General features: G+C 72.1%; 15 protein-coding genes. 7 read left to right on the top strand and 8 right to left on the bottom strand.

Annotated elements, in window-relative coordinates:
* Nucleotides 1-70: 70 nt before the first annotated feature.
* Nucleotides 71-565 (top strand): LURP-one-related family protein, encoded by a 495-nt coding sequence (locus AB0947_RS10940; protein ID WP_366750022.1) that lies wholly within the window; start codon nt 71-73, stop codon nt 563-565.
* A gap of 6 nt (nt 566-571) precedes the next feature.
* On the opposite strand, the gene AB0947_RS10935 is transcribed toward AB0947_RS10940, so the two are convergent.
* Entirely contained in the window at nt 572-1,372 is an 801-nt protein-coding gene (locus AB0947_RS10935) for a carbon-nitrogen family hydrolase (RefSeq protein WP_366750021.1), read from the bottom strand.
* Between the two features lie 219 nt (nt 1,373-1,591).
* Between AB0947_RS10935 and AB0947_RS10930 the strand changes: the two genes are divergently transcribed.
* The gene (locus AB0947_RS10930; RefSeq protein ID WP_366750020.1) at nt 1,592-2,416 is read left to right on the top strand and encodes a maleylpyruvate isomerase family mycothiol-dependent enzyme; all 825 of its coding nucleotides are present in this window, start codon (nt 1,592-1,594) and stop codon (nt 2,414-2,416) included.
* A gap of 58 nt (nt 2,417-2,474) precedes the next feature.
* Here the strand turns inward: AB0947_RS10930 and AB0947_RS10925 are convergent, their stop codons facing one another.
* The gene (locus tag AB0947_RS10925) at nt 2,475-3,785 is read right to left on the bottom strand and encodes an MFS transporter (RefSeq protein ID WP_366750019.1); all 1,311 of its coding nucleotides are present in this window, start codon (nt 3,783-3,785) and stop codon (nt 2,475-2,477) included.
* Entirely contained in the window at nt 3,782-4,456 is a 675-nt protein-coding gene (locus AB0947_RS10920; protein ID WP_366750018.1) for a GntR family transcriptional regulator, read from the bottom strand. Before AB0947_RS10920 ends, AB0947_RS10925 begins: the two co-directional genes overlap by 4 nt.
* A 188-nt stretch (nt 4,457-4,644) precedes the next feature.
* Here AB0947_RS10920 and AB0947_RS10915 point away from each other — a divergent pair, with 188 nt between their 5' ends.
* The 3 genes from AB0947_RS10915 to AB0947_RS10905 all read left to right on the top strand — a co-directional run bounded on the left by AB0947_RS10915 (nt 4,645) and on the right by AB0947_RS10905 (nt 7,001).
* A complete protein-coding gene (locus AB0947_RS10915) occupies nt 4,645-5,547 on the top strand; it encodes a D-alanyl-D-alanine carboxypeptidase (RefSeq protein ID WP_366750017.1) in 903 nt (300 codons plus the stop codon).
* Between the two features lie 99 nt (nt 5,548-5,646).
* The gene (locus tag AB0947_RS10910; RefSeq protein ID WP_366750016.1) at nt 5,647-5,994 is read left to right on the top strand and encodes a GntR family transcriptional regulator; all 348 of its coding nucleotides are present in this window, start codon (nt 5,647-5,649) and stop codon (nt 5,992-5,994) included.
* Nucleotides 5,991-7,001, top strand: coding sequence for a DUF1648 domain-containing protein (locus AB0947_RS10905; protein ID WP_366750015.1), 1,011 nt, complete (start codon nt 5,991-5,993; stop codon nt 6,999-7,001). The genes AB0947_RS10910 and AB0947_RS10905 overlap by 4 nt, the downstream gene beginning before the upstream one ends.
* A gap of 72 nt (nt 7,002-7,073) precedes the next feature.
* Here the strand turns inward: AB0947_RS10905 and AB0947_RS10900 are convergent, their stop codons facing one another.
* The 3 genes from AB0947_RS10900 to pdhA are packed head-to-tail and all read right to left on the bottom strand — an operon-like array spanning nt 7,074 to nt 10,711.
* Entirely contained in the window at nt 7,074-8,492 is a 1,419-nt protein-coding gene (locus tag AB0947_RS10900; RefSeq protein WP_366750014.1) for a dihydrolipoamide acetyltransferase family protein, read from the bottom strand.
* 10 nt (nt 8,493-8,502) lie between these two features.
* On the bottom strand, nt 8,503-9,480 hold the full coding sequence (locus AB0947_RS10895) for an alpha-ketoacid dehydrogenase subunit beta (RefSeq protein ID WP_366750013.1): 978 nt from the start codon (nt 9,478-9,480) through the stop codon (nt 8,503-8,505).
* A gap of 1 nt (nt 9,481) precedes the next feature.
* Nucleotides 9,482-10,711 (bottom strand): pyruvate dehydrogenase (acetyl-transferring) E1 component subunit alpha, encoded by a 1,230-nt coding sequence (gene pdhA / locus AB0947_RS10890; protein ID WP_366750012.1) that lies wholly within the window; start codon nt 10,709-10,711, stop codon nt 9,482-9,484.
* Between the two features lie 525 nt (nt 10,712-11,236).
* Here pdhA and AB0947_RS10885 point away from each other — a divergent pair.
* On the top strand, nt 11,237-12,280 hold the full coding sequence (locus AB0947_RS10885; RefSeq protein WP_366750010.1) for a phosphotransferase: 1,044 nt from the start codon (nt 11,237-11,239) through the stop codon (nt 12,278-12,280).
* A 90-nt stretch (nt 12,281-12,370) separates the two neighbouring features.
* On the opposite strand, the gene AB0947_RS10880 is transcribed toward AB0947_RS10885, so the two are convergent.
* The gene (locus AB0947_RS10880; RefSeq protein ID WP_366750009.1) at nt 12,371-14,014 is read right to left on the bottom strand and encodes a protein kinase; all 1,644 of its coding nucleotides are present in this window, start codon (nt 14,012-14,014) and stop codon (nt 12,371-12,373) included.
* Between the two features lie 343 nt (nt 14,015-14,357).
* On the opposite strand from AB0947_RS10880, the gene AB0947_RS10875 reads away from it, so the two are divergent.
* Nucleotides 14,358-15,989, top strand: a complete 1,632-nt coding sequence (locus tag AB0947_RS10875) for a protein kinase (protein ID WP_366750008.1) — start codon at nt 14,358-14,360, stop codon at nt 15,987-15,989.
* An 84-nt stretch (nt 15,990-16,073) separates the two neighbouring features.
* Here the strand turns inward: AB0947_RS10875 and AB0947_RS10870 are convergent, their stop codons facing one another.
* Entirely contained in the window at nt 16,074-16,619 is a 546-nt protein-coding gene (locus AB0947_RS10870; protein WP_366750007.1) for a bacterial proteasome activator family protein, read from the bottom strand.
* Between the last annotated feature and the right edge of the window lie 55 nt (nt 16,620-16,674).

Raw genomic sequence — 16,674 nt, 5'->3', positions numbered from 1 at the left:
GTCCCCGGGCCGGCCCGGCGAACCGGCACGGCCTGTGACGATCGGCTCGCGCCGGGGAAGCATGACCCGTATGAGATTCCTCGTGCGCGACCGGATCCTCGGCATCGGTGACGACTGGTGGATCGAGGACGAACAGGGCCGGAAGGTGTTCCTCGTCGACGGCAAGGCGATGCGCCTGCGGGACACCTTCGAGCTGAAGGACACCCAGGGGCGGGTCCTGATCGACATCCACCAGAAGATGTTCGCCCTGCGCGACACCATGCTGATCGAACGCGACGGCGAGCCCCTGGCCAGGATCCGGCGCAAGCGGCTGTCCCTGCTGCGCAACCACTACCGGGTCTCCCTGGTGGACGGCACCGAACTTGACGTCAGCGGGAAGATCCTGGACCGCGAGTTCGCCGTCGAGTACGACGGCGAACTCCTCGCGGTGATCTCCCGCCGCTGGCTGAGCATCCGCGACACCTACGGCGTGGACGTCGTACGGGAGGACGCCGACCCGGCGCTGCTGATCGCGGTGGCGGTGTGCGTGATCCACCTCGCCGAGAAGGAGGGGGAGGAGGACTGACGCCGCCTAGGGCTGGCGCCGGGGCGGTTCGAGACCCAGTACCCGGTCCTTGAGCGCCGGGAACTGTTCGCGGGTCGCGCCGGCCCTCGCCGGGTCCAGGTCGACCGTGAGGACCTCTTCCCCGGGGCCGGCCTCGGCGAGCACCTCGCCCCACGGATCCACCACGATCGAGTGACCCGCCTGCGGAACTCCGGCGTGGGTCCCGGCCGTTCCACAGGCGAGCACGAACGCCTGGTTCTCCACCGCCCGCGCCCGGGCCAGCAGCGTCCAGTGCGCGCGCCGCCGCTCGGGCCAGCCCGCCGGGATCACCAGCGTCTCGGCGCCGGCGTCGACCAGACCGCGGAAGAGCTCGGGGAAACGCAGGTCGTAGCAGGTGGCCAGGCCGAGCGTGGTCTGCGGCAGCCGGACTGTCACCAGGTCCCGGCCCGCGCCCATCAGCACCGCCTCGCCCTTGTCGAAGCCGAAGCGGTGGATCTTGCGGTAGGCCGCGGCCCGCTCACCGGAGGGGGAGAAGAGGAGGGACGTGTTGTAGAGGGTGCCGTCCGGGTCCCTCTCGGGCAGGGAGCCCGCGTGCAGCCACACGCCCGCGTCGCTCGCCGCCTTGGCCATCGCCTCGTGCGTCGGCCCTTCGAGCGGCTCGGCCGCGCGGCCGAACTCCTCGAAGGCGAAGGCGCCGGTGGTCCACAGTTCGGGCAGGACGACGAGGTCGGCCCCGCTCTGCTCCCGCACCAGCGCGGCCGCGCGCAGGCGCCGGGAGTCGACCGGTTCGTCCTCGTCCACAGCGATCTGGATCAGCGAGGCGCGCACACTACCACCGTCCTGGCATTCGAGTCGTCCACACGGGCCTACGATCGTCACACGAAAGCACTGCCGGGGTGCCTTTCAGCAGCGTAACTTGGGGGTGCCCCCAGTTCGAGCGAAGCCGAGAACCTGGGAGCCTTCCGAAGACACCCGCCGAAGTGCAGCCGCCCACTGGCCATGCCGCCACAACCTGCCCGTGTACCGACCGCCGAGGGGTCCCGTTCCGTGAGTCTGCATCCCACCCTCCAGCCCTACGCCGACGCCTGGACCCACTCCGTCGAAGCGATATCCGAGATGGTGCAGCCGCTCGTCGAGGGCGAGTGGAACCGGCGGACACCCTGCCCCGGCTGGTCGGTGCGGGACATCGTGTCCCATGTCATCGGCCTGGACTGCGAGATGCTCGGCGACCCGCGCCCCATCCACTCCCTGCCGCGCGACCTCTTCCACGTCACCACCGAGCACCAGCGCTACATGGAGATGCAGGTCGACGTCCGCCGCCACCACACGGCGCCGGAGATGACGGCCGAGCTGGAGTACACGGTCATCCGCCGCAACCGCCAGCTGCGCAACGAGGCCCGGGACCCCGGCACGAAGGTGCGCGGCCCGCTGGGCAAGGACATCACCCTGGAACAGGCCTACCGCGCCCGCGCGTTCGACGTGTGGGTGCACGAGCAGGACCTGCGCACGGCCCTCGGCCGCCCCGGCAACCTGGACTCGCCGGGCGCCTACGTCACCCGGGACGTCCTGCTGGAGGCGCTGCCCAAGGTCGTGGCGCACGACGCGGACGCCCCGCGCAGCTCGGCGATCGTGTTCGACGTGCACGGCCCGGTCGAGTTCCTGCGCACGGTCCGCGTCGACATCCAGGGCCGGGGCACGGTGGAGACCGCCCCCGCCCTCGGCCCGGCGGCCACCCTCAGCCTCGACTGGGAGACCTACGTCCGTCTGGCCTGCGGCCGGGTGAGCCCCGAGGCGGTGGCGGACCGGGTGAAGACGGAGGGCGACCAGGACCTCGCGGCGGCCATCCTGCGGCACTTCGCGGTGACGCCGTGACGGCACCCGGCCGCCCCCTGGGGCCGAGGACGGGCGGGCGCGCGGGGGCACCCGTGGCTCACGCCGCGGGCACGTGCACCGTCTCCACCCGGCTGGCGACCAGCCGCTCCCGCTCCCGCCGCGCCGCCCGCCCGCGCAGCCGCAGGATCTGACCGACCCCGAGCGCCTGGAGCACGAACACCGCGCTGAACGCCACGGTGTAGTCGTCCCCCGTCGCGTCCAGCAGCACGCCGATCGCGAAGAGCGTCGTCATGGAGGCGACGAAGCCACCCATGTTGGTGATGCCGGACGCCGTGCCCTGTCGCTCGGGCGGGTTGGCCGGCCGGGCGAAGTCGAAGCCGAGCATCGACGCCGGTCCGCACGCGCCGAGCACCGCGCACAGCACCAGCAGCAGCCACATCGGGGCGTGCTCCCCGGGGTAGGCCAGGGTCGCCGCCCACAGCAGCGCGGTGGCGGCCACCGTGCCCAGTGCCAGCGGCAGCCGCGCCGCGTGGTGCCGGGCGACGATCTGGCCGTAGACCAGGCCGATCACCATGTTGGACAGCACGACGAGGGTGAGCAGTTCGCCGGCCGTGGCGCGGCTGAGGCCCTGCGCCTCGACCAGGAACGGCAGGCCCCACAGCAGCAGGAACACCATCGCCGGGAACTGGGTGGTGAAGTGCACCCACAGGCCCAGGCGGGTGCCCGGCTCCCGCCAGGACGCGGCGATCTGCCCGCGGACGTAGGCCCCGCCGCGGTGCGGGGACGGCGCCGGCTCCTGCCCTTCCGCGTGGTCCTTCAGGAACAGCAGGGTGAGCACGAGGACGACCGCGCCCGCCAGCGCGCTGCCCGCGAACGCCGGGGTCCAGCCGATGCCGTGCAGCAGCCGGGACAGGACCAGCGTGGAGACCAGGTTGCCCGCCATCCCGACCAGGCCCGCGAGCTGCGCGACCAGCGGCCCGCGCCGGACCGGGAACCAGCGGGTGCCGAGCCGCAGCACGCTGATGAAGGTCATCGCGTCGCCGCAGCCCAGCAGCGCCCGGGAGGCGAGCGCGGTGCCGTACGAGGGCGAGAAGGCGAAGCCCAGCTGCCCGGCGGTGAAGAGCACCGCGCCGATGCTCAGCACCTTCTTGGTGCCGAGGTGGTCCACGAGCAGGCCGACGGGTATCTGCATGCCCGCGTAGACCAGCAGCTGGAGGATGGAGAACGTGGAGAGGGCGGAGGCGCCCACGTGGAAGCGGTCGGCCGCGTCGAGGCCGGCCACCCCCAGCGACGTACGGAAGATGACGGCGACGAAGTAGACGGCCACGCCTATGGACCACACGGCGACGGCCCGGCGCCCGCCCGGCGGATCGCCCGGAAGGGTGGCGCCGCGTTCCGGCAGGCTCATCGGACCTCACCCCGGGCCAGGTGCGAGAACCAGCCCACGTGCCGGTGCACGATCCCGACGGCCGCCTCCGCGTCGCCGGCGCGCAGCGCGTCCAGGATCTCCTCGTGCTCGGCGAGCGTCTTGGCGATCCGGTCGGGGTGGGAGTGCATGACGGCGACTCCCATCCGCAGCTGTCGGTCGCGCAGCTGGTCGTAGAGCCGGGAGAGGATCTCGTTGCCGCCGCTGCGCACGATCTCGGCGTGGAAGCAGCGGTCGGTGACCGCGGCGGCGGCCAGGTCGCCGGCCGCGGCCTGCGCCTTCTGCTGCTCCAGCAGCTCCGCCAGCCGCTCCAGCAGGCCCGGCGGAGCGGGTACGGCCTTGCGGGCCGCGTGCTCCTCGACCAGCAGCCGGGTCTCCACCACGTCGGCGATCTCCTGTGCGGAGACCGGCAGGACCAGGGCGCCCTTCTTCGGGTAGAGCCGGATGAGGCCCTCGGCCTCCAGCCGCAGCAGGGCCTCCCGGACGGGGGTGCGCGAGACGCCGACGGCCTCGGCCAGCTCACCCTCGGTGAGGAGGGTGCCGCCCTCGTAGCGGCGGCCGAGCACACCCTGCTTGACGTGGGTGTACACGCGGTCGGCGGCGGGTGGCGGCTTGAGGGACTGCGGGGCGGACTGCTCGACGGCCGTGTTCATGCCGACAGCATAGATACAACACGTACGCAAGAGCGGGACCGTCCACCATGCGGACGTGACGCACGTCTCTCGCAGCGACCGCACAACCTTCTGTGCTACTTACGTGTCACACCTATGCGGCCCCCTTTCGCTTGCCACCTCAACTCGGCCGCATTCCAAGGGCATTCAAGACATTCGAGGTCATCACTTTGAATACCGGCATCAAGGGCATCCGCCTCCGCAGAGCAACCGCCGTCGCCATCACGTCCGGCGCGCTGCTCGCGACCGGTGCCCTCACCGCAGCGCCCGCGCAGGCCGTCACCACGCCGTCGATCGTGGCCAAGGGCGGGTTCGTGATGAACAACGCCAACGCCAAGACGCTGTACACGAAGGCGGCGGACACCAAGCGCTCCACCGGCTCCACCACCAAGATCATGACCGCCAAGGTCGTGCTCGCCCAGCCGAACCTGAACCTCGACGCCAAGGTCACGATCCAGAAGGCGTACAGCGACTACGTCGTCAAGAACAACGCCTCCCAGGCCCACCTGATCGTCGGCGACAAGGTGACCGTGCGTCAGCTGCTGTACGGCCTGATGCTGCCGTCCGGCTGCGACGCCGCCTACGCCCTCGCCGACAAGTTCGGCTCCGGCTCCACGCGGGCCGCGCGGGTGAAGTCCTTCATCGGCAAGATGAACACCGCCGCCAAGAACCTGGGCCTGAAGAACACCCACTTCGACTCGTTCGACGGCATCGGCAACGGCTCCAACTACTCGACGCCGCGCGACCTGACGCAGATCGCCAGCAGCGCGATGAAGAGCTCCACGTTCCGCACGATCGTCAAGACCAAGTCGTACACCGCGAAGACGGTCACCAAGACCGGCAGCACCCGCACGATGAACCCGTGGAAGAACACCAACGGGCTCCTCAGCAGCTACAGCGGCACCATCGGCGTGAAGACCGGCTCCGGCCCGGAGGCCAAGTACTGCCTGGTCTTCGCCGCGACCCGGAACGGCAAGACCGTCATCGGCACCGTCCTCGCCTCCTCCTCCATCACCCAGCGCGAGACGGACGCCAAGAAGCTGCTCAACTACGGCTTCGCCAAGGTCGGCTGACACTCCTTCCGGCCGCAGGGCCCGACGCGCACGGCGTCGGGCCCTTTCTGCTGCGCGCAGTGCCAGGATGACATGCATGGTGCTAGCCTCATTAGCACCATGTTGCTGCGTCTGGACACGACCGACACCCGTCCCCTGCACGAGCAGGTCGCCGCGGCGATCCGGCGGGCCATCGCCGAGGGCGAGTGCGGAGCCGGTGACCGGCTGCCCTCGGCCCGCGATCTGTCCACGGCCCTCGACATCAACGTCAACACCGTCCTGCGCGGCCTGCGCGAGCTGCGGGACGAGGGCCTGCTGGAATTCCGCCGGGGCCGGGGCATCACGGTCGCCGAGGGCGCGGACCGGCGCTCCGGGCTCCAGATCCGGGTGCGGGAACTGTGGGCGGAGGCGTCCCGGCTGGGCTACAGCCGGAGCGATCTCATCGACATGATCCGGGGGCTGACGTGACGGGTGCGACCGGCATGGCGGGAAAGGGCAAGGGGCGCGCGTCCCGGGGCCGTACGGCGCGCTGGTGGCCCATCGGCTCGGCAGCGGCCGTCACGGCCGTGCTCGCCGGCCTGCCCTGGGCCGTGCGTGGCCGGCTCCCCGGCCGCCTGGCGACCCACTGGGGCGGCGGCGCCCCCGACGGCTCGATGCCCCTGTGGGAGGCGTCCCTCTTCCCGGCGGGCGTCTGGCTCGTGATCACGCTCGCGGTGAGCGTGCGATGGCGCCGCTCCTGGCCGGCTGTACGGCCCTGGCGGGCGCTGACACTGGCGCCCACGGCGACGCTGCTCGTCGGCGCGCAGGTCTGCGTGGTCCGCGCCAACCTGGACCGCGCGGACTGGCACGAGGCCCGTCTGCCGGCCCTCTCCGTGGTGGTGTGCCTGGCCACGGCAGCGGTCGTCGGCGCGCTGACCTGGCGGTTCACCACCCGGCCGACCGCACCGCCGGCCACCGCGGCCCCCGGCCTGAAGCTGTCCGAGAGCGAGCGGCTGGTGTGGTTCTCCCGCGTGGCCAACCCCTGGCTGCAACTGCTGGCGGCGGTGGCGGGCCTGATCGCCGCCGGCTCGCTGGTGGCGCTGGCCGTCGGCCCGGCGGACCCCGCCGGACTGTGGCCGGCGTGCGCGGGCTGCGCCGTGGTCTCCCTCGCCGGCGCGGCGTTCTCCTCGGTCCAGGCGAAGGTGTCGGAAGCGGGCCTGGAGGTGTCGTTCGGCCCGCTCGGCTGGCCCGCCCGCCGGTGGGCCCCGGCGGCCATCGAGTCCGCCCGCGCCGAGCGACGGCTCCCGTCCCAGGTCGGTGGCTGGGGCTACCGCCTCAGCGGCCTCGGTACGACGGTCATGCTCCGCGCCGGCGACTGCCTGGTCGTACGCCCCCGGGGCCGCCGTACGGACTTCGCGGTGAGCGTGGACGACGCCGAACGGGGCGCGGCCTTGCTCAACGCCCTGCGGCCCGCGTCCGGGCCGGGTACCCCGTGAGGGAAGGGCGGTCGCAAGCGGATGCTGCGGCCGCCCCCTCCAGGTCTCCGGCGTCACCGTCCCAAAGGGCGCTCAGGCCCAGGTGATCAGCCGCTTCGGCTGCTCCAGGATCGCCGCGACGTCCGCGAGCACCTTGGATCCCAGCTCGCCGTCCACCAGGCGGTGGTCGAAGCTCAGGGCCAGGGTGGTGACCTGACGCGGCTTCACCTTGCCCTTGTGGACCCACGGCTGGAGCTTGATCGCACCGACCGCGAGGATCGCCGACTCGCCCGGGTTGAGGATCGGGGTGCCCGTGTCGACGCCGAAGACGCCGACGTTGGTGATGGTCACCGTGCCGCCCTGCATCGCCGCGGGGGAGGTCTTGCCCTCGCGGGCCGTGGAGACCAGCTCGCCCAGCGCCTGCGCCAGCTGCGGGAGCGTCTTGTCCTGCGCGTCCTTGATGTTCGGGACGATCAGGCCGCGCGGGGTGGCCGCCGCGATGCCCAGGTTGACGTAGTGCTTGCGCACGATCTCCTGGTTCGCCTCGTCCCAGGACGCGTTGATGTCCGGGTTGCGCTTGATGGCCACCAGCAGGGCCTTGGCGATCAGCAGGAGCGGGTTGACCCGCAGGCCCTGCATCTCCTTGTCCTGCTTCAGCTCCTCGACCAGCTTCATCGTGCGGGTCACGTCCACCGTCACGAACTCGGTGACGTGCGGCGCGGTGAACGCCGAGCCGACCATCGCCTGCGCGGTGGCCTTGCGGACGCCCTTGACCGGGATGCGGGTCTCGCGCGCGGTGTCGTACGACGCCACGGGCGCCGGGGCCGCGGGAGCGGCGGGCGCCGCCGTGACCGGGGCGGCCGGCTCGGCCGTCCGGGGCGCGGCCGCCGCGTGGACGTCGTCACGCGTGATGATGCCGTCCGGGCCGGACGGGGTGATCGCGGCCAGGTCGACGCCCAGGTCCTTGGCCAGCTTGCGCACCGGCGGCTTGGCCAGCGGGCGGGACTTCTCGGAGAGCGCGCCGCCGTGGCCGTTCAGCTCCGCCTGGACCGCCTGGGCCGGCGCCGGAACGGTGACCTCGGGGCCCTTGCGCGGGCGGCGCCTGGTGGAGGAGGTCGCCACGCCGTACCCGACGAGGACCGGCTGGCGGCCCTCCGGCTTCGGCTCGTCCTCGGCCGGGGCCGGGGCCGGGGCCGGGGCCGGTGCCGCCGCGGGCTGCTCGGCGGGGGACTGCGGCGCGGCACCGCCGGCCCCGGCCACCGCCACCGCGATGATGGGCGTGCCCACGTCCACCGTGGTGCCCTCGGGGAAGTGCAGTTCGCGCACCACGCCGTCGTAGGGGATGGGCAGTTCGACGGCCGCCTTCGCCGTCTCCACCTCGCAGACCACCTGGCCGTCCGTCACCGTGTCGCCCGGCTTGACGTACCACTTGAGGATCTCGGCCTCGGTGAGTCCCTCGCCCACGTCGGGCATCTTGAACTCGCGTACGGACGCTTCCGTCATCGTCGTCACGACCCTCTCCTCAGTACGCCAGCGAGCGGTCGACGGCGTCGAGCACACGGTCCAGGTCCGGCAGGTACTCCTCCTCCAGGCGCGCCGGCGGGTACGGGGCGTGGTAGCCGCCGACCCGCAGGACCGGTGCCTCCAGGTGGTAGAAGCAGCGCTCGGTGATCCGGGCGGCGATCTCCGCGCCGGAGCCGAAGAACACCGGCGCCTCGTGCACCACGACCAGGCGGCGGGTCTTCTCCACCGAGGCCTGGACGGAGTCGAAGTCGAGGGGGCTGACCGAGCGCAGGTCCAGGACCTCCAGGGACTTGCCCTCCTCGGCCGCCGCGGCCGCCGCCTCCTGGCACAGCTTCACCATGGGGCCGTAGGCCGCCAGGGTCAGGTCGGTGCCCTCGCGGACCACGCGCGCCTTGTGCAGCGGGGCGGGGATCGCCTCGGGGTCGACCTCGGCCTTGTCCCAGTAGCGCCGCTTGGGCTCGAAGTAGATCACCGGGTCGTCGCTCTGGATGGCCTGCTGCATCATCCAGTACGCGTCCGACGCGTGGGACGGGGAGACGACCTTCAGGCCCGCCACGTGCGCGAACAGCGCTTCCGGGGACTCCGAGTGGTGCTCGACCGCGCCGATGCCGCCGCCGTAGGGGATGCGGACGACGACCGGCAGCTTGACCTTGCCCAGCGAGCGGGCGTGCATCTTGGCGAGCTGGGTCACGATCTGGTCGTAGGCCGGGAAGACGAAGCCGTCGAACTGGATCTCCACCACCGGGCGGTAGCCGCGCAGGGCCAGGCCGATCGCGGTGCCGACGATGCCGGACTCGGCGAGCGGGGTGTCGATGACCCGGCTCTCGCCGAAGTCCTTCTGCAGTCCGTCCGTCACCCGGAAGACGCCGCCGAGCTTGCCGACGTCCTCGCCCATGATCAGGACCTTGGGGTCGGTCTCCAGGGCACGGCGCAGCGACTCGTTGATGGCCTTGGCCATCGCCATCTTCTCGGCCATCTCAGTGACCCCCTTCATCGGCGAACGACGCCTGGTAGGCGGCGAACTGGGCGCGCTCCTCGTCGACGAGCGCGTGCCCGTCCGCGTACGCGTTCTCGAAGATGGCGAAGCGGTCCGGGTCGGGCATGGCGCGGACCGCTTCGCGCACTCGTTTGCCCAACGCCTCGGACTCGCTCTCGAGTTCCGCGAAGAATCCCTCGTCCGCGTGGTGTGAGGTCTCCAGGTACCGGCGCAGGCGCAGGATCGGGTCCTTCGCCTCCCAGGCCAGCCGCTCCTCGTCGCCCCGGTAGCGGGTGGGGTCGTCGGAGGTGGTGTGGGCGCCCATGCGGTAGGTGAACGCCTCCACCAGGGTGGGGCCCTCGCCGTTGCGGGCGCGCTCCAGCGCCCACTTGGTGACCGCGAGACAGGCCAGCACGTCGTTGCCGTCGACCCGGACGCCCGGGAAGCCGTAGCCCTGGGCGCGCTGGTAGAGCGGGACGCGGGTCTGCTTCTCGGTGGGTTCGGAGATCGCCCACTGGTTGTTCTGGCAGAAGAACACCACGGGGGCGTTGTAGACGGCGGAGAAGGTGAACGATTCGGCGACGTCGCCCTGGCTGGAGGCGCCGTCGCCGAAGTAGGCGATGACCGCCGAGTCCGCGCCGTCCTTGGCGACGCCCATCGCGTAGCCGGTGGCGTGCAGCGTCTGCGAGCCGATGACGATCGTGTACAGGTGGAAGTTGTTGCTGTTCGGGTCCCAGCCGCCGTTGTTCACACCGCGGAACATGCCGAGCAGGTTGGTCGGGTCGACGCCGCGGCACCAGGCGACACCGTGCTCCCGGTAGGTCGGGAAGACGTAGTCGTCCTCGCGGGTGGCCCGGCCGGAGCCGATCTGGGCGGCCTCCTGGCCCAGCAGGGAGGCCCACAGGCCCAGTTCGCCCTGGCGCTGCAGGGCGGTGGCCTCCGCGTCGAAGCGGCGGGTGAGCACCATGTCGCGGTACAGGCCGCGCAGCTCTTCGGGGGTGATGCCGGCGACGTAGGGGTCGTACTCGGCGTTCTTGACCCGCTTGCCCTCCGGCGTCAGCAGCTGGACGAGCTCCGGCTCGGTGCCCTTCCCGGCGGTGCTGCGGGTGGCGCGCTTGGTGCCGGTGGTCCCGGTCGCGGCCCGGGTGGTACCGGTCTTGCCGCCGGCGGTGCCGGCCTTGCCTGCGGCGGTGCGTCGCGGCTTGCGCGCGGCACTGCTCTCCACGGTCACGTGTGCTCCTCCGTCGTTCCGGCCCCCGGGGTTGCCGGTAGGCCAGTGCGGCTCACCTGTTTCGACCACCGGGACACGGGGTGGGTGCCACTCGGCCGGGAACAGGCGTGACAGGTGCCCCGGCGAGCGCCCTGCAACCATCACGTTACCCAGTGCCCCACATTTCTGTGAAACCCCGTTTGACCTGCGATTTTGCTTGGACTTCCAAGTAAATCGAGGTGGTGCGGAAGCGCGCTGGTCACAGCCTTGCGGCAGTCCGGAGCACCCGCACGTTATCCCGCGCACCCAGGTCACGGGAAGAGTTTCATGTGAGACCGGCCTCGCACACGAAGACGGAAAAGTCGCGCTTTATCTACTGCATACGGATGACGTCGGGGGCCGCGGACGGGTGAGTCGGGGGTGAGGGGCCTCGCCGCGGCCCACACGGAAACGGAAAAGCCCGACTCGTGACCGAAAGCGACCATCAGCGACTGCCTGTGACAAGCCCCAGCTCACAGGGTCCGCGCGTGCCCTAGCATCTGGCGCGTGCCGCGCTCATGTGTACCACCCCCCGTACCCCACGCACTCCCCCTGGGCGCCCTGCTCCGCCTGTACGCCGCGGGTACCGCCCTCACCTGTGAGCCGGTCGACCAGGGCCTGCTCAACCGCGGCTACCGGCTGTGCACCACGCGCGGCCGATACTTCCTCAAGCACCACTTCGACCCGGACACCGCCGACCCGGCCGCCATCGAACGCCGGCACCGGGCCACCCGGCGCCTCGCCGACCTCGGCGTCCCGGTCGCCGTACCGCTCGCGCACCGCGAGGGCCGCACGGTCGCCGTCGTCGGCGGCCACGCCTACGCCCTGCACCCCTGGATCGACGGCAGGCACCGGCACGGCGGCCAGCTCACCCGCGGCGAGAGCGCGCGTCTGGGGGCGCTCCTGGGCGCCGTGCACGCCTGTCTGGAGCGCGTGATGCCCCCCAAGGGGCGCACGCGCCCGGCGACGAGCCCGCACCCGGTCAGGAGCGCGGACCCGGCCGCCACCTTCGCCCTCATCGACCACCTGCTCGCCCACGTCCGCCGGCACCGCCCCGCCGACGCCTTCGACGAACTCGCCCGGCACCGGCTGCTGGAACGCCGCGCGCTGCTGGAGCAGCACGCGGACCGGCGCCCCCCGCGCGGCGGTTCGGTGGGCTGGGTGCACGGCGACTTCCACCCGTTCAACCTGCTCTACAAGGACGACGCCCCGGCCGCCATCGTGGACTGGGACCGGCTCGGTGTACAGCCGCGCGCGGAGGAGGCCGTACGCGCCGCCGCGATCTTCTTCGTGGCGCCCGGCGGGACCCTGGACCTGCCGAAGGTACGGGGCTACGCGCGCGCGTACCGGCGCGCGGCCGGCGCCACGCCCTCGGAACTGGCCGCGGCCGTGCACCGGGTGTGGTGGGAGCGGCTGAACGACTTCTGGATGCTGCGCTGGCACTACGAGCGCGGCGACACGCGCGCGGACACGCAGTTCCCGGCCGCGTCCGCCCTCGCGGTGTGGTGGACCCGCGAGTACGACGCGGTGTGCGACGCGTTCGTGCAATAGCCGCCCGGCCGCGTGTCCCGGACGGACGTCAAGGCCTGTGCGGGCGGCGTCACCTCAGGGGGACGCCGTCCCGGCCTCCGTGGGTGTGCTTCAACCGGTGGTGGCTCCGGTGCTGCCGTCCGTCGTCGTGCCGCCCGTGTCCGTGCCGCCGGCGTCACCGGTGCCCGCGTCCGTGCCACCGGCGTCACCGGTGCCCGCGGCCGTACCGCCGGTGTCGCCGGTGCCCGCGTCCGTGCCGCCGTTCGTCGGGTTCGTGGGCTGGGACTGCGAGGTCTGCGGCTGCGACGGCTCGGTGCTCGGGGTGGAACTGGCCGTCCTCGACGGGGTGTACGACGGCGTGGTCGCCGGCGGCCAGCCGGAGCCGGTGCCCGTGCCGGAGCCGTTGTTCGTCTCGGTCTGCGAGGGCTGGTCGGTCTTGTCGTCGGACGGGGTCGGGGTGGGCGACTCGTGCTTCGTGCTCCTGGAGTGCGTCTTGGTCGGCTGGACGTCGGTGTCGTTGCCGCCGCTGCCGCCGCCCGCGCCCTTCACCGCCAGCGCCACGCCCGCCGCGATCGCGATGACCGCGAACACGGCGAGGAGCCACAGCTTGCCGCGTCCGCCGCCCTTGTTGCCGTGCCCCTCGAAGCCGCCGTCGTCGCCGCTGCCGTAGCCCGCGGGCAGGATCGGCTGCGGGATCTGCGTGGTGCCCGAGGCGTCCGCCGGGTGCGGCATGACGGTCGTCCCTGCGAAGCCGCCCGCCGGGGTCTGCCGGCCGTCGTGCGTCTCCACCGGGCCGGTGTTCCAGGTGCCCGTGTGGCCGCCCTGGTCGTAGAGCATCTGCAGGCCGTACTGGACGAGCCCGCGCATCTCCTCGGCCGTCTGGAACCGGTCGTCGGGCTCCTTGGCGAGCGAGCGCATGACCAGGCCGTCCAGCTCCGGCGGGCAGGTCCCCTCGGAGACCTGCGACGGCGGCACCGGCATGTCCTGGACGTGCTGGTAGACCACCGACAGCGGGGTCTCGCCGGTGAACGGGGGCCGCAGCGCGAGCAGTTCGTACAGCAGGCAGCCGGTGGCGTACAGGTCGGAGCGGTGGTCGACGGCCTTGCCGAGCGCCTGCTCCGGGGACAGGTACTGCGGGGTGCCCATGACCATGCCGGTCTGCGTCATCGTCGTCGACGCGCCGTGCAGGGCGCGGGCGATGCCGAAGTCCATCACCTTGACGGCACCGCTGTGGGTGATGATGACGTTCGCCGGCTTGATGTCACGGTGGACGATGCCGTGCTGGTGCGAGTAGGCGAGCGCCTCCAGCACCCCGGAGACGATGATCAGGGCCTGCTCGGGGCCCGGCGCCTCCGCGTTCATCAGCAGGTCGCGGATGGTGCGGCCCTCGACCAGCTCCATGACGATGTACGGCACGGACTGACCGCCCACCGTGTCCTCGCCGGAGTCGTACACGGCGACGATCGCGTGGTGGTTGAGGCCGGCGACGGACTGTGCCTCGCGGGTGAAACGGGCCTTGGAGACCGGGTCCTCGGCCAGGTCCGCGCGGAGCAGTTTCACCGCGACCGTCCGGCCCAGGCGGACGTCCTCGGCCGCGAACACCTCGGCCATGCCGCCCCGGCCCAGCCGGTGCGTGAGCCGGTAGCGGCCGTCGCCGACGAGCCCGCCGTTGCCCCACATCTCCGGCGCGTCCGACATGCCGCCGCCAGTCGCCTCGGGGTCGGACGGGCCCTGAGAGCGCTGCGTCTGTGCCATCAGTCCTCGCCGTCGTTTCTGCCCGCGGTGCGCGCGGTGTTGTTACGGTCTCCGTCCGCCACGCTACAGCCTCCGCGGGGACCACCGGTTCGGAACGGCAACCGAGACCGGCCCGGGACGGACCGGTCATGAAACCTCTAGCACGCGCTGTCGTGCAAATTCTGTGAGCCGGCCGTCCACCCCCTGTAACGCTTGCGCGACGCTTCTTGCGCGTACGGTCACGGAACGGGCACCGCGCTTGACGTGTCCGGGCCCTCGGGCAGACTTGGCCGGGAATGACACATTCGATCAAGGCCTGTCCGCCGGCTGACGGCGCCGCACGGCCGGTGGGGGACGCGGAGAGATGAGCCAGGACGGCGCACACGGCCGGTACACGGGGCAGGCGCTGGCCGGGGGCCGTTACCAGCTGCGCGACGTGCTGGGCGAGGGCGGCATGGCCTCCGTGCACCTCGCGTACGACGCCGTGCTGGACCGCCAGGTCGCCATCAAGACGCTGCACACCGAACTCGGCCGGGAACAGGCCTTCCGGGAGCGCTTCCGCCGCGAGGCCCAGGCAGTGGCCAAGCTCACGCACACCAACATCGTCTCGGTCTTCGACACGGGCGAGGACGAGTTGAACGGCATGGCGACGCCGTACATCGTCATGGAGTACGTCGAGGGCCGGCCGCTGGGCTCCGTGCTGGAGGAGGACATCCGGCAGTACGGCGCGATGCCCGCGGACAAGGCCCTGAAGATCACCGCCGATGTGCTCGCGGCCCTGGAGATCAGCCACGAGAAGGGGCTGGTCCACCGCGACATCAAGCCCGGCAACGTGATGGTGACCCGGCGGGGCGTGGTCAAGGTCATGGACTTCGGCATCGCCCGCGCCATGCAGTCCGGTGTCACCTCGATGACCCAGACCGGCATGGTCGTCGGCACCCCGCAGTACCTCTCGCCCGAGCAGGCCCTCGGCCGCGGCGTGGACGCCCGCTCCGACCTGTACTCGGTCGGCATCATGCTGTTCCAGCTGGTCACCGGGCGGCTGCCGTTCGACGCGGACTCGCCGCTGGCCATCGCGTACGCGCATGTGCAGGAGGAGCCGGTGGCGCCCTCCTCGGTCAACCGCGCGCTGCCGCCCGCCGTGGACGCCCTGGTCGCCCGCGCGCTGAAGAAGAACCCGAACGAGCGCTTCCCGACCGCCGAGTCCATGCGCGACGAGTGCCTGCGGATCGCGGCCTCCTTCCAGGCGGCCCCGCCGAGCATCGTGCCGGGCGCCGGTCCCGCGCAGAGCGGCTCGGGCGTCGCCTCCGCGGTGTTCCCGCCGGTCGACCGGACGGCCCCGGCACCGCACGGGCAGGTACAGACGCCGTACCAGCCGGCCCCGGCACCGAACCCGTACGGCCACCCGACGCCCACCCCGGGCTACGGCTATCCGCAGCAGGGCGGCTACCCGGCGTCCCCCGCGGGCTACGGCCCGCAGGGCGCCGCCCCGACCCCGCCGGCGTACACGATGGCGCCGCACCAGGCCGGCCGGCCCGGCGGCGGCCGGAACCGGCGGCCGGTGGTCATCGGTTCGGTCGCCGTGGCGGCCGTCGTGGCCGTCGGCCTGGTCGTCGCCCTCACGCTGAAGCACACCGGCGACGACACGGGGGCCGGCAGCGGCGGCTCGAGCGCCTCCGCGTCCGCGTCCCACCGGGCGGGCTACCGCGGCCCGGACACCACCCGGCGGATCGACCCGGCCAAGTGCACCGATCCGCAGGAGTCCTACAGCGACCCGGACAAGATCCAGCTGCCCGACTTCCGGTACAAGGACATCGGCTCCGTGAAGAAGTGCCTCCAGGCCGCGGGCTGGAAGTGGGACATCAAGCACGAGGACGACAACACCTGGGGTGAGGGCACCGTCCTCGACCAGTTCCCCGCGCAGGGCACCGACGTCGACCAGAACGACGTGGGCAGCATCGAGCTGAGGGTGTCGACGGGCAACCCGCCGCAGTGAGCCGGCCCCCGGCGGGGTCCGGGGAACGGGTCGGGCCCGGCGGTCGTCCGCCGGGCCCTCGGTGTCTCCGGCCGAGTCGGGGGTTTACAGGTACGGTCCGCCCGAGCGGCCGCCGGTGTGCTGGTCGTCGCCGCCCTCGGAGCCGGTCACGCCCGGCGGGAGCGCGCGGCGCATCTGCTCCAACTGGGCCCTCGCGGCCATCTGCTGGGCGAACAGCGTCGTCTGGATCCCGTGGAAGAGACCCTCCAGCCAGCCCACCAACTGTGCCTGCGCGATCCGCAGTTCCGCGTCGCTCGGGGTGACGTCGTCGGTGAACGGCAAGGACAGCCGTTCCAGTTCCTCGACCAGCTCGGGGGCCAGCCCGTCCTCCAGCTCCTTCACCGAGCTGGCGTGGATCTCCCTGAGCCGTACCCGGCTGGCCTCGTCGAGGGGAGCCGCCCGCACCTCCTCCAGGAGCTGCTTGATCATGCTGCCGATCCGCATGACCTTGGCCGGCTGTTCCACCTGCTCCGTCACCGGGGTCTCACGCGAGTCCTCGTGCCCGTCACCCCCGCCGAGCGCCATCCCGTCCTGACCCACGACAAGGATCTGGGGGTTTCCCGGCGACCGTTCGTTCCTCGGCATCTCCATGCCGCCATTCTCTCGCACGCCACCACCTCATCACCGTGGTGCCCCCCTGAGGGGC

This window comes from Streptomyces sp. NPDC047841, assembly GCF_040704085.1.
GTDB lineage: Bacteria > Actinomycetota > Actinomycetes > Streptomycetales > Streptomycetaceae > Streptomyces > Streptomyces argyrophylli.
The sequence above is the reverse complement of the archived record's forward strand: the minus strand, read 5'-3'. Positions and strand labels throughout refer to the sequence as shown.